The 18,364-nt window shown below is 63.0% G+C and carries 19 protein-coding genes; 11 read left to right on the forward strand and 8 right to left on the reverse strand.

All coding sequences use genetic code 11. The features are described 5' to 3' along the window. Positions 1–22 precede the first annotated feature (22 nt). The 5 genes from ACIP02_RS12095 to ACIP02_RS12115 are packed head-to-tail and all read left to right on the forward strand — an operon-like array spanning position 23 to position 4,074. Entirely contained in the window at positions 23–988 is a 966-nt protein-coding gene (locus ACIP02_RS12095; protein ID WP_400616669.1) for a sulfonate ABC transporter substrate-binding protein, read from the forward strand. 60 nt (positions 989–1,048) lie between these two features. Continuing rightward, on the forward strand, positions 1,049–2,197 hold the full coding sequence (gene ssuD / locus ACIP02_RS12100) for an FMNH2-dependent alkanesulfonate monooxygenase (protein ID WP_400616671.1): 1,149 nt from the start codon (positions 1,049–1,051) through the stop codon (positions 2,195–2,197). Between the two features lie 10 nt (positions 2,198–2,207). Further along, positions 2,208–3,005: an aliphatic sulfonate ABC transporter permease SsuC gene (gene ssuC, locus ACIP02_RS12105; RefSeq protein WP_400616674.1), complete on the forward strand. Its 798-nt coding sequence runs from the start codon at positions 2,208–2,210 to the stop codon at positions 3,003–3,005. Next, positions 3,002–3,814 carry an aliphatic sulfonates ABC transporter ATP-binding protein gene (gene ssuB, locus ACIP02_RS12110; RefSeq protein ID WP_400616677.1) on the forward strand — a complete coding sequence of 271 codons (813 nt, stop codon included), beginning with the start codon at positions 3,002–3,004 and terminating at the stop codon, positions 3,812–3,814. The genes ssuC and ssuB overlap by 4 nt, the downstream gene beginning before the upstream one ends. Before the next feature lie 44 nt (positions 3,815–3,858). Next, positions 3,859–4,074, forward strand: a complete 216-nt coding sequence (locus ACIP02_RS12115) for a molybdopterin-binding protein (protein WP_003255829.1) — start codon at positions 3,859–3,861, stop codon at positions 4,072–4,074. Between the two features lie 130 nt (positions 4,075–4,204). Here the strand turns inward: ACIP02_RS12115 and ACIP02_RS12120 are convergent, their stop codons facing one another. From ACIP02_RS12120 to ACIP02_RS12135, 4 genes are all read right to left on the reverse strand, one after another. Next, positions 4,205–4,837, reverse strand: a complete 633-nt coding sequence (locus ACIP02_RS12120; protein ID WP_400616680.1) for a TetR/AcrR family transcriptional regulator — start codon at positions 4,835–4,837, stop codon at positions 4,205–4,207. Continuing rightward, the gene (gene gshA, locus ACIP02_RS12125; RefSeq protein WP_400616683.1) at positions 4,837–6,429 is read right to left on the reverse strand and encodes a glutamate--cysteine ligase; all 1,593 of its coding nucleotides are present in this window, start codon (positions 6,427–6,429) and stop codon (positions 4,837–4,839) included. The genes ACIP02_RS12120 and gshA overlap by 1 nt, the downstream gene beginning before the upstream one ends. Before the next feature lie 138 nt (positions 6,430–6,567). Further along, entirely contained in the window at positions 6,568–6,951 is a 384-nt protein-coding gene (locus ACIP02_RS12130) for a PaaI family thioesterase (protein WP_400616686.1), read from the reverse strand. Beyond that, a complete protein-coding gene (locus ACIP02_RS12135; RefSeq protein ID WP_400616689.1) occupies positions 6,951–9,275 on the reverse strand; it encodes a Tex family protein in 2,325 nt (774 codons plus the stop codon). The genes ACIP02_RS12130 and ACIP02_RS12135 overlap by 1 nt, the downstream gene beginning before the upstream one ends. A gap of 217 nt (positions 9,276–9,492) precedes the next feature. Between ACIP02_RS12135 and ompR the strand changes: the two genes are divergently transcribed. Next, the gene (gene ompR, locus ACIP02_RS12140) at positions 9,493–10,233 is read left to right on the forward strand and encodes a two-component system response regulator OmpR (RefSeq protein WP_400616692.1); all 741 of its coding nucleotides are present in this window, start codon (positions 9,493–9,495) and stop codon (positions 10,231–10,233) included. A gap of 13 nt (positions 10,234–10,246) precedes the next feature. Continuing rightward, complete coding sequence (locus ACIP02_RS12145; RefSeq protein ID WP_060501261.1) at positions 10,247–11,560, forward strand: ATP-binding protein; 1,314 nt, start codon at positions 10,247–10,249, stop codon at positions 11,558–11,560. Between the two features lie 116 nt (positions 11,561–11,676). Here the strand turns inward: ACIP02_RS12145 and rimK are convergent, their stop codons facing one another. Together rimK and ACIP02_RS12155 are read right to left on the reverse strand one after the other, a co-directional pair. Then, entirely contained in the window at positions 11,677–12,582 is a 906-nt protein-coding gene (gene rimK / locus ACIP02_RS12150) for a 30S ribosomal protein S6--L-glutamate ligase (RefSeq protein ID WP_012316721.1), read from the reverse strand. Next, positions 12,579–13,061 carry an ATP-dependent zinc protease gene (locus ACIP02_RS12155; RefSeq protein ID WP_400616697.1) on the reverse strand — a complete coding sequence of 161 codons (483 nt, stop codon included), beginning with the start codon at positions 13,059–13,061 and terminating at the stop codon, positions 12,579–12,581. The genes rimK and ACIP02_RS12155 overlap by 4 nt, the downstream gene beginning before the upstream one ends. 109 nt (positions 13,062–13,170) lie before the next feature. Here ACIP02_RS12155 and ACIP02_RS12160 point away from each other — a divergent pair, with 109 nt between their 5' ends. Beyond that, positions 13,171–13,572, forward strand: coding sequence for an RNA-binding S4 domain-containing protein (locus ACIP02_RS12160; RefSeq protein ID WP_054913217.1), 402 nt, complete (start codon positions 13,171–13,173; stop codon positions 13,570–13,572). A 110-nt stretch (positions 13,573–13,682) separates the two neighbouring features. Here ACIP02_RS12160 and ACIP02_RS12165 read toward each other — a convergent pair whose 3' ends face one another. Continuing rightward, a complete protein-coding gene (locus ACIP02_RS12165; RefSeq protein WP_400616700.1) occupies positions 13,683–14,477 on the reverse strand; it encodes a phosphatase PAP2 family protein in 795 nt (264 codons plus the stop codon). A 118-nt stretch (positions 14,478–14,595) separates the two neighbouring features. Here ACIP02_RS12165 and hslO point away from each other — a divergent pair, with 118 nt between their 5' ends. Together hslO and ACIP02_RS12175 are read left to right on the forward strand one after the other, a co-directional pair. Continuing rightward, a complete protein-coding gene (gene hslO / locus ACIP02_RS12170; RefSeq protein WP_400616703.1) occupies positions 14,596–15,495 on the forward strand; it encodes an Hsp33 family molecular chaperone HslO in 900 nt (299 codons plus the stop codon). 179 nt (positions 15,496–15,674) lie between these two features. Then, entirely contained in the window at positions 15,675–17,216 is a 1,542-nt protein-coding gene (locus ACIP02_RS12175) for a phosphoenolpyruvate carboxykinase (protein ID WP_400616706.1), read from the forward strand. Between the two features lie 91 nt (positions 17,217–17,307). On the opposite strand, the gene ACIP02_RS12180 is transcribed toward ACIP02_RS12175, so the two are convergent. Next, positions 17,308–17,751 (reverse strand): hypothetical protein, encoded by a 444-nt coding sequence (locus ACIP02_RS12180; RefSeq protein WP_400616709.1) that lies wholly within the window; start codon positions 17,749–17,751, stop codon positions 17,308–17,310. Positions 17,752–17,876: 125 nt separating this feature from the next. On the opposite strand from ACIP02_RS12180, the gene ACIP02_RS12185 reads away from it, so the two are divergent. After that, on the forward strand, positions 17,877–18,317 hold the full coding sequence (locus tag ACIP02_RS12185; protein WP_400616712.1) for an acyl-CoA thioesterase: 441 nt from the start codon (positions 17,877–17,879) through the stop codon (positions 18,315–18,317). The last annotated feature ends 47 nt before the right edge of the window (positions 18,318–18,364 follow it).

Genomic DNA, 18,364 nt, shown 5'->3' on the forward strand with positions numbered 1-18,364 from the left:
AACCCTTTCGCAGGAGAGCGCCATGCGCACAGTCTTCTTGCGTCGCGGTCTGGTCGCCCTGTTTGCGGCGGCTGTGTCCTTCGGCGCCATTACCCAAGCCCAGGCCGAGAGCCTGCGTATCGGTTATCAGAAATACGGCACCCTGGTGCTGCTCAAGGCCAAGGGCACGCTGGAAAAGCGCCTGGCCGAGCAGGGCGTGCAGGTGCAGTGGACCGAGTTCCCCGGAGGCCCGCAGCTGCTTGAAGGGTTGAACGTCGGCTCGATCGATTTTGGCGTGACCGGCGAGACGCCACCGGTGTTCGCCCAGGCCGCTGGCGCCGACCTGCTGTACGTGGCCTACGAGCCGCCGGCCCCGCACAGCGAGGCGATCCTGGTGCCCAAGGGCTCGCCAATTCAGTCGGTGAAAGAACTCAAGGGCAAGAAGGTCGCCCTCAACAAAGGCTCCAACGTTCACTACCTGCTGGTGCGTGCACTGGAAGATGCCGGTCTGAAATACAGCGATATCCAGCCGGTTTACCTGCCGCCGTCCGATGCCCGTGCCGCCTTCGAGCGCGGCAGCGTGGACGCCTGGGTGATCTGGGACCCGTACCAGGCTGCCGCCGAGCAGCAGTTGCAGGCGCGCACGTTGCGTGACGGCAAGGGCCTGGTCGACAACCATCAGTTCTATCTGGCTACCCGTAACTACGCGGCGCAGCACCCGAAGGTCATCAATACCCTGATCGAAGAAGTGCGCGCCGTAGGCGAGTGGTCCCAGGCCAACCCGCAGGAGGTGACCGACCAGGTCGCACCGCTGCTCGGCCTGCCTGCCGACATCACCCTGACCTCGGTCAAGCGCCAGGGCTACGGCGCTGCGCCGCTGACCCCGGAGGTGGTGGCCGCGCAGCAGAAGATCGCCGACACGTTCCAGGCGCTGAAGCTGATACCCAAGCCGTTGAGCATCAAGGACGTGATCTGGACACCCCCGGCCAAGGTCGCCAGCGCGCCTTGATTGATTTGCCTGTGCCGGGGCGTCGCTCCGGCTTGAGCCACCCTTGAGGAGACAACTCCAATGAGCCTTAACATTTTCTGGTTCCTCCCTACCCACGGTGACGGCAAGTACCTGGGCACTTCCGACGGCGCACGTGCGGTCGATCACGGTTACCTGCAGCAGATCGCGCAGGCCGCCGACCGTCTGGGCTTTGGTGGGGTACTGATCCCTACCGGCCGTTCCTGCGAGGACTCCTGGCTGGTGGCCGCGTCGCTGATCCCTGTGACTCAGCACCTGAAATTCCTGGTTGCACTGCGCCCAGGCATCATTTCGCCGACGGTGGCCGCACGCCAGGCGGCGACCCTGGACCGCCTGTCCAATGGGCGTGCGCTGTTCAACCTGGTAACCGGTGGTGATCCGGACGAGCTGGCCGGTGACGGCCTGCACCTGAACCACCAGGAGCGCTACGAAGCGTCGGTCGAGTTCACCCGTATCTGGCGCAAGGTGCTGGAAGGCGAAAACGTCGATTACGACGGCAAGCACATCCAGGTGAAGGGCGCCAAGCTGCTCTACCCGCCGATTCAGCAACCACGTCCGCCGCTGTATTTCGGCGGTTCGTCCGAGGCCGCTCAGGACCTGGCCGCCGAACAGGTCGAGCTGTACCTGACCTGGGGCGAGCCGCCGTCAGCCGTTGCCGAGAAGATTGCTCAGGTGCGCGAAAAAGCGGCTGCTCAAGGCCGTGAAGTACGCTTCGGCATCCGCCTGCACGTGATCGTGCGGGAAACCAATGAAGAAGCCTGGGCCGCCGCCGACCGCCTCATCTCGCACCTGGACGATGACACCATCGCCCGTGCTCAGGCCTCGCTTGCGCGTTTCGACTCGGTGGGCCAGCAGCGCATGGCTGCCCTGCACGGCGGCAACCGCGAAAACCTGGAGGTCAGCCCCAACCTGTGGGCAGGCGTTGGCCTGGTACGTGGCGGCGCCGGCACAGCACTGGTGGGCGATGGCCCGACTGTCGCTGCGCGGGTAAAGGAGTATGCCGACCTGGGGATCGATACCTTCATCTTCTCGGGTTATCCACACCTGGAAGAGTCGTACCGCGTTGCCGAGCTGCTGTTCCCGCACCTTGATGTTCAGCGCCCGGAGCAACCGAAAACCGGTGGCTATGTGAGCCCGTTCGGCGAGATGGTGGCCAACGACATTCTGCCCAAGTCTGTGTCGCAGAGCTGAGGGCCGGGCCATGAGTCGTGCAACTTCCAACAACCTTGCCCAGCGCCTGGCGCCATGGGCGCTGCCGGTGCTGCTGCTGGCCGCTTGGCAGCTGGCGGTAAGCGCTGGCTGGGTGTCGACGCGCATCTTGCCGGCACCAAGCGCCGTGGTCAGCGCCGGCGTCGAGCTGGTGCGCAGCGGCGACATCTGGACCCATCTGGCCATCAGCGGCTGGCGTGCCGGGCTGGGCTTCGTCATCGGTGGCAGCATCGGCCTGGTGCTGGGCTTCATCACTGGCCTGTCGAACTGGGGCGAACGCCTGCTCGACAGCTCGGTGCAGATGATCCGCAACGTGCCGCACCTGGCGCTGATCCCGCTGGTGATCCTGTGGTTTGGTATCGATGAGTCGGCGAAGATCTTCCTGGTCGCGCTGGGCACGTTGTTCCCGATCTACCTGAACACCTACCACGGCATTCGCAACGTCGACCCGGCGCTGGTGGAAATGGCCCGCAGCTATGGCTTGTCCGGCTTCAGCCTGTTCCGCCAGGTGATCCTGCCGGGAGCGCTGCCGTCGATCCTGGTGGGCGTGCGCTTTGCCCTGGGCTTCATGTGGCTGACCCTGATCGTCGCCGAAACCATCTCGGCCAACGCCGGTATCGGTTACCTGGCCATGAACGCCCGTGAATTCCTGCAGACCGACGTGGTGGTGTTGGCCATCGTCCTGTACGCCGTACTCGGCAAGCTGGCCGACCTCGCTGCCCGCGGCCTGGAGCGTGTGTGGTTGCGCTGGCACCCAGCCTATCAAGTGGCGAAGAAGGAGGGCGCATGACCGTGCTCAAGGAACAGCCGCCACGCCTGCTGCGTGGCATCCCGCTGGCCTCCAACGGCTTGCGCAAGGCCTTTGGCCAGCGCGAAGTACTGAAGGGTATCGACCTGCATATTCCGGCCGGCCAGTTCGTGGCCATTGTCGGCCGCAGCGGCTGCGGCAAGAGCACCTTGCTGCGTTTGCTGGCCGGGCTCGACCAGCCCACTGCCGGGCAGTTGCTGGCCGGTGCCGCGCCGCTGGACGAAGCGCGCGAAGAAACTCGCCTGATGTTCCAGGACGCACGCCTGCTGCCGTGGAAAAAGGTGATCGACAACGTGGGGCTGGGCCTGTCTGGCGACTGGCGCTCGCGAGCGCTGGATGCCCTGGAGGCGGTTGGCCTGGCCGACCGCGCCAATGAGTGGCCGGCAGCGCTGTCGGGTGGTCAGAAGCAGCGTGTGGCACTGGCCCGGGCGCTGATCCACCAACCGCGCTTGCTGTTGCTGGACGAGCCGCTGGGCGCGCTGGATGCCCTGACCCGTATCGAGATGCAGCAACTGATCGAGCGCCTGTGGCGTCAGCACGGCTTCACCGTGCTGCTGGTTACCCACGATGTCAGCGAGGCGGTTGCCGTGGCTGACCGGGTGATCCTGATCGAAGACGGCGAGGTCGGGCTCGACCTCACTGTCGACCTGGCTCGGCCTCGGGCGCGTGGTTCGCACCGCCTGGCTGCGCTGGAAAGCGAAGTGCTCAACCGTGTTCTGTCGGCCCCGGGCACTGCGCCCGAGCCGGACCCTGTAGCCCCTCTGCCCACGCAGCTGCGTTGGGCGCACTGATTCACTCAATTACCAGACTGAAGCCATAGAGAAGGAAGCAAATCATGACTATCAAAGCCATCAACGTTCGCAACCAGTTCAAAGGCACCGTGAAAGAAATCCTCGAAGGACCGGTACTGTCGGAAATCGACGTGCAGACGGCGTCGGGCATCGTCACTTCGGTGATCACCACCCGCTCCGTGCGTGAGCTGGAACTGCAGGTGGGCAGTGAGGTGATTGCCTTTGTGAAGTCGACGGAAGTGTCTATCGCCAAGCTGTGATTCGCCTGCTTGATATTGGGGCTGCTTTGCAGCCCTTCGCGGGTAAACCCGCTCCTACATTGGCCTGTGTTCGCCGGACCAATGTAGGAGCGGGTTTACCCGCGAAGGGCCGCAAAGCGGCCCCAATATTTCAGCCCTGACGCTTAGCCAGAAACGGCGGCAAATACAGCCCTAAATAGGCCTCAAACACCCGCTTGCCTTCCTCGGCCATGCGCGGGGTGATCGCCTCATGCAACTGCACCGACCGCGCATACACCCGGTCGCTCAGCTCCATGGCCAGGGCAAACACATCCACATCCAGCGGCATCACCGGCAGGTGAAAATGCTGGTCGAACAACTTGTGCATCAAGTCGCCCAGCTCCATGTCGTGCTGCCGGTCGGCCTGCACCACCTCACTCAGCCCATGCTGGGCCAGAATCAGCTGCCGCGCTGCCGCATCTTCGTTGTAGATATCCAGCATGCGCTGCTCGATCAGCCGTGACAGCTCATGCCAGGTGCTGAACGCGTGGCTGTCGATTGGCGCGCTCAGCGCTTCACGAAAGGCGCGGTGGACATCGGCGGTCAATGCCTCGAGCAACGCCGGCACGCTGGCGAAGAAGTGGTACACCGACGACGGTGGAATCTGCGCACGCTCGGCCACGCTGTAGACCGACAACCCCGCCACCCCCAGCTCGGCCAGCAGCTCGCGGGCAGCCGCCAGAATCGCCTCGATCCGGGCCTGGCTGCTGGCGCGCGGCTTGCGCGGGGTGGCGGTGCGGTTCATCAGTTGCTGATCGCCAGGATGCTCGCCTGGTAGGCACCCACGAACAGGTCGAAGTCACCGACTTCTTCCTGCTCCAGCTCGGCCTGTTTGGCCAGCGACTCACGGGCCAGCGTTTCGTACGCCTGTTGCTGTTCCTGGCTCAACGGCTGCTCGCGGAAGGTCTCGGCGTGGATCCGGCTCTGGCGCAGCGAGAACTGCACGAAGCTTTCTTTATGCTCGGTCATGCGCGCCAGTACCTGGGCCGAAGGCGTCAGCGCGGCGTCGTCGACCTTGGCCTGCTGGGCATCCAGGGCCTTGGCGTGCTCATCAAAGCCTTGGGCCTGGTCGAGCAGGTCAGCCAACTGGCGGATACGCGCGATCAGCTCGCTGGCCCACTGCTTCAGGCCAATCGGTTGGCCGTTGCGGTGCAGCTCAAGGTCTGGGCGACGGCCTTCCTTGACCACGGTCAGGAAGTTGCTGGTGCAATGGCCACACTCGCTGTTGTCCAGCTGCGGGCTGTCTTCCAGGGCGCAGAACAGCAGGAATGCATCGAGGAAGCGTGCCTCGGTGAGGTCGATGCCCACCGGCAGGAACGGGTTAATGTCCAGGCAGCGCACTTCCACGTACTGTACGCCACGCGAGGTCAGGGCCTGGATCGGCCGTTCGCCGGTGTAGGTGACGCGCTTGGGGCGGATGTTCGAGTAGTACTCGTTTTCGATCTGCAGGATGTTGGTGTTCAGCTGTACCCACTCGCCGTCGACGTGCGTGCCAACTTCAACGTAAGGCGCGTAGGGCGTGCCGACGGCCTTGCGCAAGCTGTCGGTGTAGCTGGCCAGGTTGTTGTAGCACGGCGTCAGGCCGGCTTGGGCGTTGCTCTGGTAGCCCAGGTCGCTCATGCGCAGGCTGGTGGCGTAGGGCAGGAACAGGGTGTCGGCATCCAGCTCTTCAAGCTGGTGCGGGCGGCCACGCAGGAAGCCTTTGTCCAGTGTCGGCGAGGCACCGAACAGGTACATCAGCAGCCAGCTGTAGCGGCGGAAGTTACGAATCAGCGCGATGTAGGCCGACGACTGGTAGTCGCGGTCGTCTTGCGTGTTGCCTTCGGCTTCGCGCAGCAGAGGCCACAGGGCTTCGGGCAGCGAGAAGTTGTAATGGATACCGGCAATGCACTGCATGGTGCGGCCGTAACGCAGGGCCAGGCCCTTGCGGTAGACGTGCTTGAGCTTGCCGATGTTCGAGCTGCCGTACTCGGCAATCGGGATGTCCTCCTCGGCCGGCAGCGTGCACGGCATCGACGGGCTCCACAGGTATTCGTCGCCCAGCTTGCTGTAGACGAAGCGGTGGGTCTGTTCGAGGCTTTCGAGCACCTTGGCCGGGTCGGCCAGCGCTGGGGTGATGAATTCCAGCAGCGACTCGGAATAGTCAGTGGTGATCTGCTCGTTGGTCAGCGCCGATCCCAGTGCTTCCGGATGCGGGGTCTGGGCCAGGCGACCTTCGTCGGTCACGCGCAGGCATTCGCGCTCAATACCGTGCAGGCACTGCTTGAGCAAGGGGAGATTAGCGCCGAGCAGGCTCAGGCGGCGGTTGAGGAGGTCGCTCAAGATGTATTCCTTCACGCGTCAGTCGCCCCAATATGGGGGTAGAGATAACGGTCTACAAGGGTAGGAAGAAAGGAACTGGCGTTGTCGCCTGGTTTACGCGGTTCCAGCAGTGCCAGCGCACTGCTGAAAATACCGCAGATAGTGCTTGGTGAGCTAGAGAACCGCGAAGGTTCCTTGCGCTTTGGCCACCAGTTTGTCGCCCTGGGCTACGTCCGCGTCGACCACCAGGGTGCGCCGCCCGGCGTGCAGCACGCGGGCGGTGCAAAGTACTTCGCCGTCACTGACGGCGCGCATGTAGTTGATCTTGCATTCGATGGTGACGCTTTGCTGGTCAAAGCCATGGCTAGCCGAGCAGGCCAAACCCATGGCGATATCCACCAGGCTGAAAATCGCCCCGCCGTGCAGCTTCTGGCCACGGTTGCGCAACTGGGGCTCAAGCGCCAGGGCTACCTCGGCAACACCTGTGTCCAGGCGTTGCAGGCGGCAGCCCAGCAGTTGGCTGAAGGCGCTTTCGACGTACTCGCGTGGTACGTCCATCACTTCTTCTTCAACTGCTTGGCATTGGCGAACAGCGAGGCCATTGCGTTGTTGGCGGGTGCGGCCGTGGCCGTTTCACGCTGGCGCGGTGCCTGTTGCTGGCGGTTGCCGCCATTGCCACGGTTACCGCCGCGGTTGCCTTCGACCTTTTCACCCGGGGTGTCGCTCATGCGCATGGACAGGCCGACACGCTTGCGCGGGATGTCCACTTCCATGACCTTGACCTTGACCACGTCGCCGGCCTTGACCGCTTCACGCGGGTCCTTGATGAATTTCTCGGACAATGCCGAGATGTGCACCAGGCCGTCCTGGTGTACGCCAATGTCGACGAAGGCACCGAAGTTGGTGACGTTGGTTACCACGCCTTCGAGGATCATGCCTGGCTCCAGGTCCTTGAGGTCTTCGACGCCGTCCTGGAAGGTGGCAGTCTTGAACTCGGGGCGTGGGTCGCGGCCGGGCTTGTCCAGTTCCTGCAGGATGTCGGTCACGGTCGGCAGGCCGAAGGTTTCGTCGGTGAATTTCTTCGGGTCGAGGCGCTTGAGGAAGCTGCTGTCACCGATCAGCGAGCGGATGTCGCGGTCGGTGCCGGCGGCAATGCGCTGTACCAGCGGGTAGGCCTCGGGGTGAACGGCCGAGGCGTCCAGCGGGTTGTCACCGTTCATCACGCGCAGGAAGCCGGCGGCCTGTTCGAAGGTTTTTTCCCCCAGGCGGCTGACTTTTTTCAGCGCCGCGCGTGTGGCGAACGGGCCGTTGGCATCGCGGTGGGCGACGATGTTCTGGGCCAGGGTGGCGTTAAGGCCGGAGATGCGCGTCAGCAGCGCCACCGAAGCGGTGTTCACGTCCACGCCGACGGCGTTCACGCAGTCCTCGACCACGGCGTCCAGGCCGCGCGCCAGTTTCAGCTGCGACACGTCGTGCTGGTACTGGCCGACCCCGATGGATTTCGGGTCGATCTTCACCAGCTCGGCCAGCGGGTCTTGCAGGCGGCGGGCAATCGACACGGCGCCACGGATCGACACGTCGAGGTCCGGGAACTCGCGGGCGGCCAGCTCCGATGCCGAGTACACCGAAGCGCCGGCTTCGGAAACCATGATCTTGGTAATCTTCAGCGCTGGATACTTTTTGACCAGCTCGGCCACCAGCTTGTCGCTTTCGCGGCTGGCGGTGCCGTTGCCGATGGCGATCAGCTCCACCGAGTGCTTGGCGCACAGGGCGGCCATGATCGAGATGGTACGGTCCCAGTCGTTCTTCGGCGCGTGCGGGTAGACCGTGGTGTAATCCAGCAGTTTGCCGGTGGCGTCGACCACGGCGATCTTGCAGCCGGTGCGCAGGCCCGGATCGAAGCCCAGGGTGGCGCGCGGGCCGGCCGGCGCGGCCAGCAGCAAGTCGTGCAAATTGTGGGCGAACACGTTGATTGCCTCGCCTTCGGCATTGTCACGCAGCTCGCCGAACAGGTCGGTTTCCAGGTGGGTGTAGAGCTTGACCTTCCAGGTCCAGCGCACCACCTCGCCCAGCCATTTGTCGGCCGGGCGGCTACGGTTTTCCACACCGACGTGGTTGCCGATCATCACTTCGCACGGGTGCAGGGTGCCGGGCAGTTCTTCGCCGACTTTCAGCGAAGCGCTCAGCACGCCTTCGTTGCGCCCGCGGAAAATCGCCAGGGCGCGGTGCGACGGGGCGTTGCGCAGCAGTTCGTCATGGGCGAAATAGTCGCGGAACTTGGCGCCTTCCTCTTCCTTGCCGGCCACCACGCGGGCACTGAGCACGGCTTCCTGCTTGAGGAAGCTGCGCAGCTTGTCGAGCAGCGCGGCGTCTTCGGCAAAGCGTTCCATGAGGATGTACTTGGCGCCTTCCAGTGCGGCCTTGATGTCGGCCACGCCTTTTTCAGCGTCGACGAAGCGTGCAGCTTCGCTTTCCGGTGTCAGGTTCGGGTCGTTGAACAGGCCGTCGGCCAGCTCGCCGAGGCCGGCTTCCAGGGCGATCTGGCCCTTGGTGCGGCGCTTCTGCTTGTACGGCAGGTACAGGTCTTCGAGGCGGGTCTTGGTGTCGGCCAGCTTGATCTCGCGGGCCAGCTCCGGGGTCAGCTTGCCCTGTTCGTCGATGCTGGACAGGATGCTGGCCCGGCGCTCGTCGAGTTCGCGCAGGTAGCGCAGGCGCTCTTCCAGATGGCGCAGCTGGGTGTCGTCCAGGCTACCGGTCACTTCCTTGCGGTAACGGGCGATGAAGGGCACGGTCGAGCCTTCGTCCAACAGGCCCACGGCCGCCTCGACCTGCTGGGGGCGTACGCCCAGTTCCTCGGCGATACGGCTGTTGATGCTGTCCATGTAAACCACCTGACATTTGTGAATACGGGGGTCGCCTGTGGGCTTTTCGCCCGGCGGCGCTGGATGAAAGCCGCGCATTATACCCATCGCAAACGGCTTGCGGTGATGGCGCCCGGCCAGCCGGAACTGGCGCCGGGGGAAAAATCTGCTAACAATGCTCACGGCACGCGTTGCAATGGCTACGCCATAATGCGCGGCGATATCAGAGGAGTTATTCATGACCGGCACGCCAAACACCGCTGAAGGTGACAAGATTCTCATCGTCGACGACGACCCAGGGCTGAGCAGCCTGCTGGAACGTTTCTTCACCAGCAAGGGCTATCGTGCCCGCGCGGTGCCCAACACCGAACAGATGGACCGCCTGCTGTCACGCGAGGTGTTCAACCTGGTGGTGCTCGACCTGATGCTGCCGGGCGAAGATGGCCTGTCTGCGTGCAAGCGCCTGCGCCAGCAGAACAACCAGATCCCGATCATCATGCTCACCGCCAAGGGCGACGAGCTCAGCCGCATCAAGGGCCTGGAGCTGGGCGCCGATGATTACCTGGGCAAGCCGTTCAACCCGGACGAGCTGATGGCCCGGGTCAAGGCCGTGCTGCGCCGCCAGGCGCCGACCGTGCCGGGTGCACCGGGTAGCGAGGACGAGTCGGTCACCTTCGGCGACTACGAGCTGTCGCTGGCCACCCGTGAACTGAAGCGTGGCGACGAAGTGCACATGCTTACCACCGGTGAGTTCGCCGTGCTCAAGGCGCTGGTGATGCACGCCCGCGAGCCGCTGACCCGCGACAAGCTGATGAACCTGGCCCGTGGCCGCGAATGGGATGCCCTGGAGCGCTCCATCGATGTGCAGATCTCGCGCCTGCGCCGCATGATCGAGCCGGACCCGTCCAAGCCGCGTTACATCCAGACCGTGTGGGGCGTGGGCTACGTGTTCGTGCCGGACGGAAACGCCGGAAAGTGATGCCTGACCGTCGATGAAAACACCGCTCTGGTTTCCGCAAAGTTTCTTCGCCCGCACCTTGTGGCTGGTGTTGATCGTCGTCCTGTTCTCCAAGGCCCTGACCCTGGTCTACCTGTTGATGAACGAGGACGTGCTGGTCGACCGTCAGTACAGTCACGGTGTGGCGCTGACCTTGCGCGCCTATTGGGCTGCCGACGAAGAAAACCGTGACAAGATCGCCGAAGCAGCAGGGCTGATCCGCGTGACCGGCTCGGGCGTGCCCGAAGGCGAGCAGCACTGGCCCTACAGTGAAATCTACCAGCGGCAGATGCAGGCCGAGCTGGGCGAAGACACTGAAGTGCGGCTGCGCATTCATGCGCCACCGGCATTGTGGGTCAATGCGCCTAGCCTGGGCCCGGGTTGGTTGAAGGTGCCGTTGTACCCGCACCCGCTGCGTGGGCAGAAAATCTGGAACGTGCTGGGCTGGTTCCTGGCCATTGGCCTGTTGTCTACCGCCTCGGCGTGGATTTTCGTGCGGCAGCTGAACCAGCCACTCAAGCGCCTGGTGTTCGCTGCGCGCCAGCTGGGCCAGGGGCGTAGCGTGCGCCTGCCGATCAGCGACACGCCCAGCGAAATGACCGAGGTGTACAAGGCCTTCAACCAGATGGCCGAGGATGTCGAACAGGCCGGGCGCGAGCGCGAACTGATGCTGGCCGGGGTTTCCCACGACCTGCGTACACCGCTGACACGGCTGCGCTTGTCGTTGTCGTTGCTGAACAGCGACAGTGACCTGAGTGATGACATGGTCCGCGATATCGAGGACATGGACGCGATTCTGGACCAGTTCCTGGCGTTTATCCGCGATGGCCGGGATGAGCCGGTGGAAGAGGTCGACCTGGCGGACCTGGTGCGCGAGGTGGTGGCGCCGTACAACCAGCCGGAAGAACGCGTGCGCCTGTGCCTGGAACCGATACCGCCGTTCCCGCTGCGCCGGGTTTCGCTCAAGCGCATGCTCGGCAACCTGATCGGCAATGCCCTGCACCATGCCGGCAAGGGGGTCGAGGTGGCTGCTTATGTGTCGGGTGACGAGAGTGCGCCGTATGTGGTGCTGAGCGTGCTGGACCGCGGCACCGGGATCGACGAGTCGGAGCTGGAGACCATCTTCAACCCGTTCATTCGTGGCGACCGCGCGCGGGGCGGCAAGGGCACCGGGCTGGGGTTGGCCATCGTCAAGCGGATTGCGGCGCAGCATGGTGGGAATGTGGAACTGCGTAACCGGTCTGGCGGTGGGATCGAGGCGCGGGTGCGGTTGCCGTTGGGGCTGTTGTTGCCGCGTAATGCTGTTTGAGCCTTACCGGCCTCTTCGCGGCTAAAGCCGCTCCTACATGGAAACGCGATTACATGCGGGAAACGCAATCCATGTAGGAGCGGCTTTAGCCGCGAAGAGGCCGGCACAGGCTTGAATCAGCCTTTCCCTTTGGTCCGGGTCTGATTCGGCCCGCCATTCTTCTCCAGGTGCTCGATAATCATCCCGGCCACGTTCTTGCCGGTGGTCACCTCGATACCTTCCAGCCCCGGCGACGAGTTCACCTCCATCACCAGTGGCCCATGATTGGAACGCAGGATATCCACACCCGCCACGCTCAAGCCCATCACCTTGGCTGCGCGAATCGCGGTAATCCGCTCTTCGGGGGTAATCTTGATCAGGCTGGCGACGCCCCCGCGGTGCAGGTTGGAGCGAAACTCGCCGGGCTTGGCCTGACGCTTCATCGAAGCAATGACCTTGTCGCCCACGACGAAGCAGCGAATATCGGCACCGCCGGCCTCCTTGATGTACTCCTGCACCATGATGTTCTGCTTGAGGCCCATGAACGCCTCGATCACCGATTCGGCCGCCTGGGTGGTTTCGCACAGCACCACGCCGATGCCCTGGGTGCCTTCCAGCACCTTGATGACCAGTGGGGCGCCGTTGACCATCTGGATGAGGTCGGGGATGTCATCTGGCGAGTGGGCGAAGCCGGTGATCGGCAGGCCGATGCCGCGGCGCGACAACAGCTGCAACGAACGCAGCTTATCGCGCGAGCGGGCGATGGCCACCGACTCGTTGAGCGGGTACACGCCCATCATTTCGAACTGGCGCAGCACCGCGCAGCCGTAGAACGTGACCGAGGCGCCAATGCGCGGGATCACCGCATCGAAGCCTTCCAGCGGTTTGCCGCGGTAATGGATCTGCGGCTTATGGCTGGCAATGTTCATGTAGGCCCGCAGGGTATCGATCACTACCATTTCGTGGCCACGCTGGGTACCGGCTTCGACCAGGCGGCGGGTGGAATACAGACGCGGATTGCGCGACAGCACAGCGATCTTCATGCAGCACCTGTGACAGGAGAGAGAGTGGCCGGAAAGGCCGGTTTGTCTTGTACGTATTTAAGGCCAGGGTTGACCACCAACTGACCGTGAATCAACGCCTTGGAGCCCAGCAGCAGGCGGTAGCGCATGCTCTTGCGGCAGGCGAGGGTAAATTCCACCTCCCACACACGATCGCCCAAGGCCAATGACGTGCGAATGACATAACGGGCCTGGGCGTGACCATTGGAGCTTCTGATGGTCTTTCTGTTCACCAAAGGTGCCTCGCAGCGGCGATGGCGCAGCTGCACCACTGTGCCCAGATGCGCAGTGAAGCGCACCCAGGGCTGGCCATCACGCTCGAACGGTTCCACCTCGGTGGCGTGCAGGCTGGAGGTGCTGGCGCCGGTGTCGATCTTGGCGCGCAAGCCGGCAACCCCAAGGTCGGGCAGGGCGACCCACTCGCGCAGGCCGATCACAGTCAAATGGTCAAATGTCTTCACGAAGCGCACCCTGCGAATGAGGTGGTGAACTGTAAGCACGGCGGGGACTTTTTGCATCCGTATGTGAAGGTAGTACAGTTCGATGAAAGACAGAATCCGAGGTAACGGGATGGCACAAAAAGCCGAAGACGACGACAAGGTCCGCCTGGACAAATGGCTGTGGGCGGCGCGCTTCTACAAGACCCGGGCGCTGGCCAAGGCGGCGATCGAGAGTGGCAAGGTGCATTGCCGGGGTGAGCGTTGCAAACCGGGCAAGGAGCCACGGGTGGGTGACGAGTTTGTGCTGCGCACCGGCTTCGATGAACGCACGGTGGTGGTGAAGGCACTGTCGGTGGTGCGGCGTGGGGCGCCCGAGGCGCAGACGCTGTACGAAGAGACTGAAGAGAGTGTGCGGCGCCGGGAGCAGGCCGCCGAAATGCGCAAGGCCGGGGCGATGGGTGTGACTACCGATGGCCGGCCGAACAAGAAGCAGCGGCGGCAGATTCACCAGCTGCATGGGAACTTTGAATAGCCGGGGCCGCTGTGGGAGCGGGCTTGCCACGCGAAGGGGGCTACGCGGTGCATGGCACCGGCTTCGCCGGTGTTCGCGGGACAAGCCCGCTCCCACACAGCCCCAACGATCTAGCGCATCACCGCCAATCGCCCGACCAACGGTAGCTTGGCCACAATCGAGAACAACGGCGCCGTCCAGCGCATCAATGCCTCGCTACCCTTGGCCGCCAACGGCGTGTAATAGCTCCAGCCCAACGCCAGCACCGCCATCAGCAGCCCGCCGATGTAATCATCCTGCCCCCAGTGGGCGCCTGCCACCAGGCGCGGCAGCATGAACAGCACCGCCAGCCCCCAGATCACCAAAAACTGCACCAGGCGCCGGCTGAACACACTCATGAACAGCGCCCAGACCAGCAGTACTGAGGCGTGATCCCCCGGGAAACTCTTGCTGGAACGGTCCTTCAGCTCCCAGGCCTTTTCCAGGTTCGGGTAGTAGTCACTGAGGTGCACGACGTCGTCGAACATCATCGACGGGCTCTTGTGTTGCCAGCCGGCTGCATCCACCCACTTGGAAAACAGCGCGCGAATCACCACTAAGAGGAGTAGCGTGACCAGAAAGCCGAAAAACGCCTGGCGAACCTGAGCGGCCTTGAACACCCAGTCACCGCGGATGAGCACTGCCAGCAGGATCAGGCCGACCACGATGTCGAACGGGCGCAGGCTGCCGACAGTCCAGATATAGCGCCAAGTGGTGTTGTCGGCCAGCGGCGCATTCAGGCTGTGGAACAGCCACTCGTCGAAAGTCAGGCACAAGATCTGGCCAATAGGCCATAACCAGAAACACAGTAGAGCGATGGGTAGCAGCGTACAGGCTGCCAATGGCCCCCAGGACCACCTTGCTTGGAACAGTGGTCGATTGTCCATAAAATACCTCTATTGCAAACAGGAATCGGAGCGCCTTGTGAGCGCTCTGCCACGGGTTATCGATGTTTTTCGATAGCCCTGTAATCATTTTGTCATCATTTTCAGATAGCCAAAACCTATGAGCGATTTGCCTGATACCGATTTCACCCAACGTTTCATCTTCGACGAGCGCGATGTGCGCGGCGAGTGGGTGTCTCTCGATGACAGCTACGCGGCGGTGCTGGCGCGTCATGAGTACCCGCAGCCGGTGCAGGCGCTGCTCGGCGAGCTGATGGCCGCCACCGCCTTGCTGGTCGGGGCGCTGAAGTTCGATGGCCTGCTGATACTGCAGGCGCGTTCGGCCGGGCCGATCCCGCTGCTGATGGTCGAATGCTCGGGCGAGCGTGACATACGTGGCATGGCCCGCTATGAAGCGGAGCAGATCCCGGCCGATGCCAGCCTGGCGCAGTTGATGCCCGACGGCCACCTGACCCTGACCATCGACCCGGTCAAGGGCCAGCGTTACCAGGGTACCGTCGACCTCGATGGCGCCAACCTGGCGGAATGCTTCACCAACTACTTCATCCAGTCGCAGCAGTTGAACACGCGCTTCTGGCTCAATGCCGAAGGCGGCAAGGCCCGTGGCCTGCTGCTGCAGCAACTGCCTCGCGATCGCCAGCCGGATGACGAAGAGCGCGAAGACAGCTGGCAGCACGTAGTGGCGCTGGCCAAGACCCTCAAGCCTGAGGAGTGGGCCGAAGGCAACGAAACCCTGTTGCACCGCCTGTACCACGAAGATGCCGTGCGCCTGTTCGATATCCAGCCGCTGCGCTTCAACTGCAGCTGCTCGCGCGAGCGTTCCGGTAACGCGCTGGTCAGCCTGGGTGAGCAAGACGCCAAGGCGCTGGTGGAAGAGTGCGGCGGGCAGGTAGAGATCGATTGCCAGTTCTGCAACCAGCGCTATTTCTTCGATGCCAGCGATGTGGCGCAACTGTTTGCCGGTGGCGGCACTGACGTGGCCTCAGAAACTCGCCACTGAAACGTTAAAGCTCAGGATAATCTCCTGTCGAATTGCGCAAAAGCGCAGTTCTGACAGGAGGGGCCTACTTTTTTTGGGCTTTTCTGGCATAATCCGGCCACTTTTTTCGCTGTAGTAGTTTTTTCAAGACAACTACAAAACGTTTGGAGCACTCGGCCTCGGGCCGGATGGGGTATCTCATGACGCAAGCCAACAACACCGTGTACACCGACCTGAGCGTCGATGAGCTGGTAAAAGAAGCGCTGCAACGCGGTGAAGGTGTACTAGCCGATACCGGCGCACTGGTCGTGGAGACCGGTCACCGTACTGGCCGTTCGCCGGCTGACCGTTTCATCGTCGAAGAACCTTCCACCCAGGACGCCATTTCCTGGGGCCCGATCAACCGCAAGTTCCCGGCCGACAAGTTCGATGCCCTGTGGGCTCGCGTCGAGGCGTTCAACAACGCCCAGGATCACTTCGTTTCCTACGTTCACGTAGGGGCGGCCGCCGAGCACTACCTGCCGGTGAAGATGACCACCCAGACTGCCTGGCAGAACCTGTTCGGTCGTTGCCTGTTCATCAACCCAGAGCAGTTCAACCCGGCTGGCCGCGACCAGTGGCAGATCCTCAACGTTGCCAACTTCGTCTGCGAACCTGAGCGTGACGGCACCAACTCCGACGGTTGCGTGATCATCAACTTCGCCCAGAAGAAGGTGCTGATCGCTGGCATGCGCTACGCCGGCGAAATGAAGAAAGCCATGTTCTCGGTGCAGAACTTCCTGCTGCCGGCTGCCGACGTACTGCCTATGCACTGCGCGGCCAACATCGGCGAAGAAGGCGATGTGACCCTGTTCTTCGGCCTGTCCGGCACCGGCAAGACCACCCTGTCGGCCGATGAAAGCCGTTACCTGATCGGTGACGACGAGCACGGTTGGGGTGAAGGCGTTGTCTTCAACATGGAAGGCGGCTGCTACGCCAAGTGCATCGACCTGTCCGAGAAGAACGAGCCGGTCATCTGGAAAGCCATCAAGCACGGCGCGGTACTGGAAAACGTCGTTCTCGACGGCAACCAGCACGCTGATTACACCGATGTCAGCCTGACCCAGAACAGCCGTGCGGCCTACCCGCTGGAGCACGTTGCCAAGCGTTCCGAAGCGAACCTGGGCGGCGAGCCTAACGCAGTGATCTTCCTGACCTGCGACCTGACCGGCGTTCTGCCCCCGGTGTCGATCCTGAACAACGAGCAGGCGGCCTACCACTTCCTGTCCGGCTACACCGCGCTGGTCGGTTCCACCGAAATGGGTTCGGGCGGCGGCATCAAGTCGACCTTCTCCACCTGCTTCGGCGCACCGTTCTTCCCGCGCCCGGCTGGCGAGTACGCCGAGCTGCTGATCAAGCGTATCAACGGCTTCAACTCCAAGGTCTACCTGGTCAACACCGGCTGGACTGGCGGTGGCTACGGCGTTGGCAAGCGCTTCAGCATCCCGACCACCCGTGCGGTAATTGCTGCGATCCAGAGCGGCGCGCTGGTCGGTGCCGAAACCGAGCACCTGGACATCATCAACCTGGACGTGCCGAAGGCTGTGCCAGGCGTTGAAACCGAGCTGCTCAACCCGCGCACCAACTGGGCTGACAAAGCGGCCTACGACGAGGCCGCCCAAGGCCTGGCCAAGCTGTTCATCGAAAACTTCAAGAAGTTCGAAGTTTCCGACGCCATCAAGGCCGCTGGCCCGCAGCTGTAAGCTGCAACCAGCCGCAACGAGAAAGCCGCCCCCAGGGGCGGCTTTCTCGTTCCTGGCTCAACAATTGCCATCTGGCGCCAAACGAGGCGCATCAGCGAGTCTTGGCCGCCAGAGCGGCTCGGCGAGCAGCAAACAGTCGTTCGGCCTCCTCATCGTCCATCACCGGCGTGGTGTCTTCCAGGCTGGTCTTTACCTGCTCGTGGAACCAAGCCTCGTAGGCAGCGGCTTCATGAGCGCGTTTTAACGCTTGGGTGCGGTCAGGCCGTTGATAGGTACTCGTTTGCTCGGGGTCGTAAGTGGTTGCGTCTACCTCGAAATGGTCGATCCCCAGTTCAAGCAGGTAAGCCACCAAGGTCTCGAGTTTCTTGAAAAGCCTGACATTACCGCTGCGCTGGGCAGTGAGTACATGCTCCTGCTGGTTGATGTCGACCTGCACCGCCCAGCCTCCTGGCTGGCCGACGATATGCGTGGCGTTGATGCGCCCTGAGTCCGCCATACGGCTCAGGTTGGCATGGTCGAGATGGTGAGTTGGCATGGGTGTTTTTCTCGGATTCATCGGGACTGATCATGCTATGCAATCTATAGTTGATTGCGACTATAGGCCTTCCGAACTTGCTGTGGGAAGCTTCCTTTTCGATTGCAACCAACTGTGGATAACTCATGACTGAATCCCCTCAGCGCACTGCCTTCTCCCACTTTCACCCGATCCTTACCCGCCCGCAGGACAACGACCTCAATGGCCATATCGCCGGGGCCACCGTGCATGGCTTCTTCGAAACCGCGATACAGGCGTTCCTCGTTGAGCAGGCCGAGCTGGACTTGCGTGACGGCGCGCTGGCGGCTTTCGTGGTCAGCTCGGCGGCAGACTTCTATGCATTGCCGGGCTTCCCGGACGTGCTGGAAGTTGGGCTGGGCGTAACGCGCCTGGCGGGCAGTACGGTGGAGTATCGCCTGGCGCTGTATCGCCCTGGGGAGCCGGAGGCATGTGCGGCGGGCACGGTGGTGCAAGTGTTCATTGAACGCGCCAGCGGGCGGCCTGTGGTGTTGCCAGAGGCGCTGCAGGTGATTCTTTCCGGCCTGGTGCTGGAGCAACAGGCATAAAAAACCCCGCCGGCAGGGGCGGGGCTTTTGTTGCCGGGGCAGAGCCC

It is taken from the genome of Pseudomonas sp. NPDC089408 (genome assembly GCF_044749445.1).
Lineage (GTDB): Bacteria > Pseudomonadota > Gammaproteobacteria > Pseudomonadales > Pseudomonadaceae > Aquipseudomonas.

Excerpts from the sequence above, each read along its gene's own strand:
- ACIP02_RS12165 (WP_400616700.1), bottom strand. The coding sequence starts at position 14,477 with ATGGACAATCGACCACTGTTCCAAGCAAGGTGGTCCTGGGGGCCATTG.
- ssuD (WP_400616671.1), top strand. The coding sequence starts at position 1,049 with ATGAGCCTTAACATTTTCTGGTTCCTCCCTACCCACGGTGACGGCAAG.
- ACIP02_RS12115 (WP_003255829.1), top strand. The coding sequence starts at position 3,859 with ATGACTATCAAAGCCATCAACGTTCGCAACCAGTTCAAAGGCACCGTG.
- ACIP02_RS12180 (WP_400616709.1), bottom strand. The coding sequence starts at position 17,751 with ATGCCAACTCACCATCTCGACCATGCCAACCTGAGCCGTATGGCGGAC.
- ACIP02_RS12120 (WP_400616680.1), bottom strand. The coding sequence starts at position 4,837 with ATGAACCGCACCGCCACCCCGCGCAAGCCGCGCGCCAGCAGCCAGGCC.
- ACIP02_RS12145 (WP_060501261.1), top strand. The coding sequence starts at position 10,247 with ATGAAAACACCGCTCTGGTTTCCGCAAAGTTTCTTCGCCCGCACCTTG.
- rimK (WP_012316721.1), bottom strand. The coding sequence starts at position 12,582 with ATGAAGATCGCTGTGCTGTCGCGCAATCCGCGTCTGTATTCCACCCGC.
- ompR (WP_400616692.1), top strand. The coding sequence starts at position 9,493 with ATGACCGGCACGCCAAACACCGCTGAAGGTGACAAGATTCTCATCGTC.
- ACIP02_RS12160 (WP_054913217.1), top strand. The coding sequence starts at position 13,171 with ATGGCACAAAAAGCCGAAGACGACGACAAGGTCCGCCTGGACAAATGG.
- hslO (WP_400616703.1), top strand. The coding sequence starts at position 14,596 with ATGAGCGATTTGCCTGATACCGATTTCACCCAACGTTTCATCTTCGAC.
- ssuB (WP_400616677.1), top strand. The coding sequence starts at position 3,002 with ATGACCGTGCTCAAGGAACAGCCGCCACGCCTGCTGCGTGGCATCCCG.
- ACIP02_RS12095 (WP_400616669.1), top strand. The coding sequence starts at position 23 with ATGCGCACAGTCTTCTTGCGTCGCGGTCTGGTCGCCCTGTTTGCGGCG.
- ACIP02_RS12135 (WP_400616689.1), bottom strand. The coding sequence starts at position 9,275 with ATGGACAGCATCAACAGCCGTATCGCCGAGGAACTGGGCGTACGCCCC.
- ACIP02_RS12130 (WP_400616686.1), bottom strand. The coding sequence starts at position 6,951 with ATGGACGTACCACGCGAGTACGTCGAAAGCGCCTTCAGCCAACTGCTG.
- ACIP02_RS12175 (WP_400616706.1), top strand. The coding sequence starts at position 15,675 with ATGACGCAAGCCAACAACACCGTGTACACCGACCTGAGCGTCGATGAG.
- ssuC (WP_400616674.1), top strand. The coding sequence starts at position 2,208 with ATGAGTCGTGCAACTTCCAACAACCTTGCCCAGCGCCTGGCGCCATGG.
- ACIP02_RS12185 (WP_400616712.1), top strand. The coding sequence starts at position 17,877 with ATGACTGAATCCCCTCAGCGCACTGCCTTCTCCCACTTTCACCCGATC.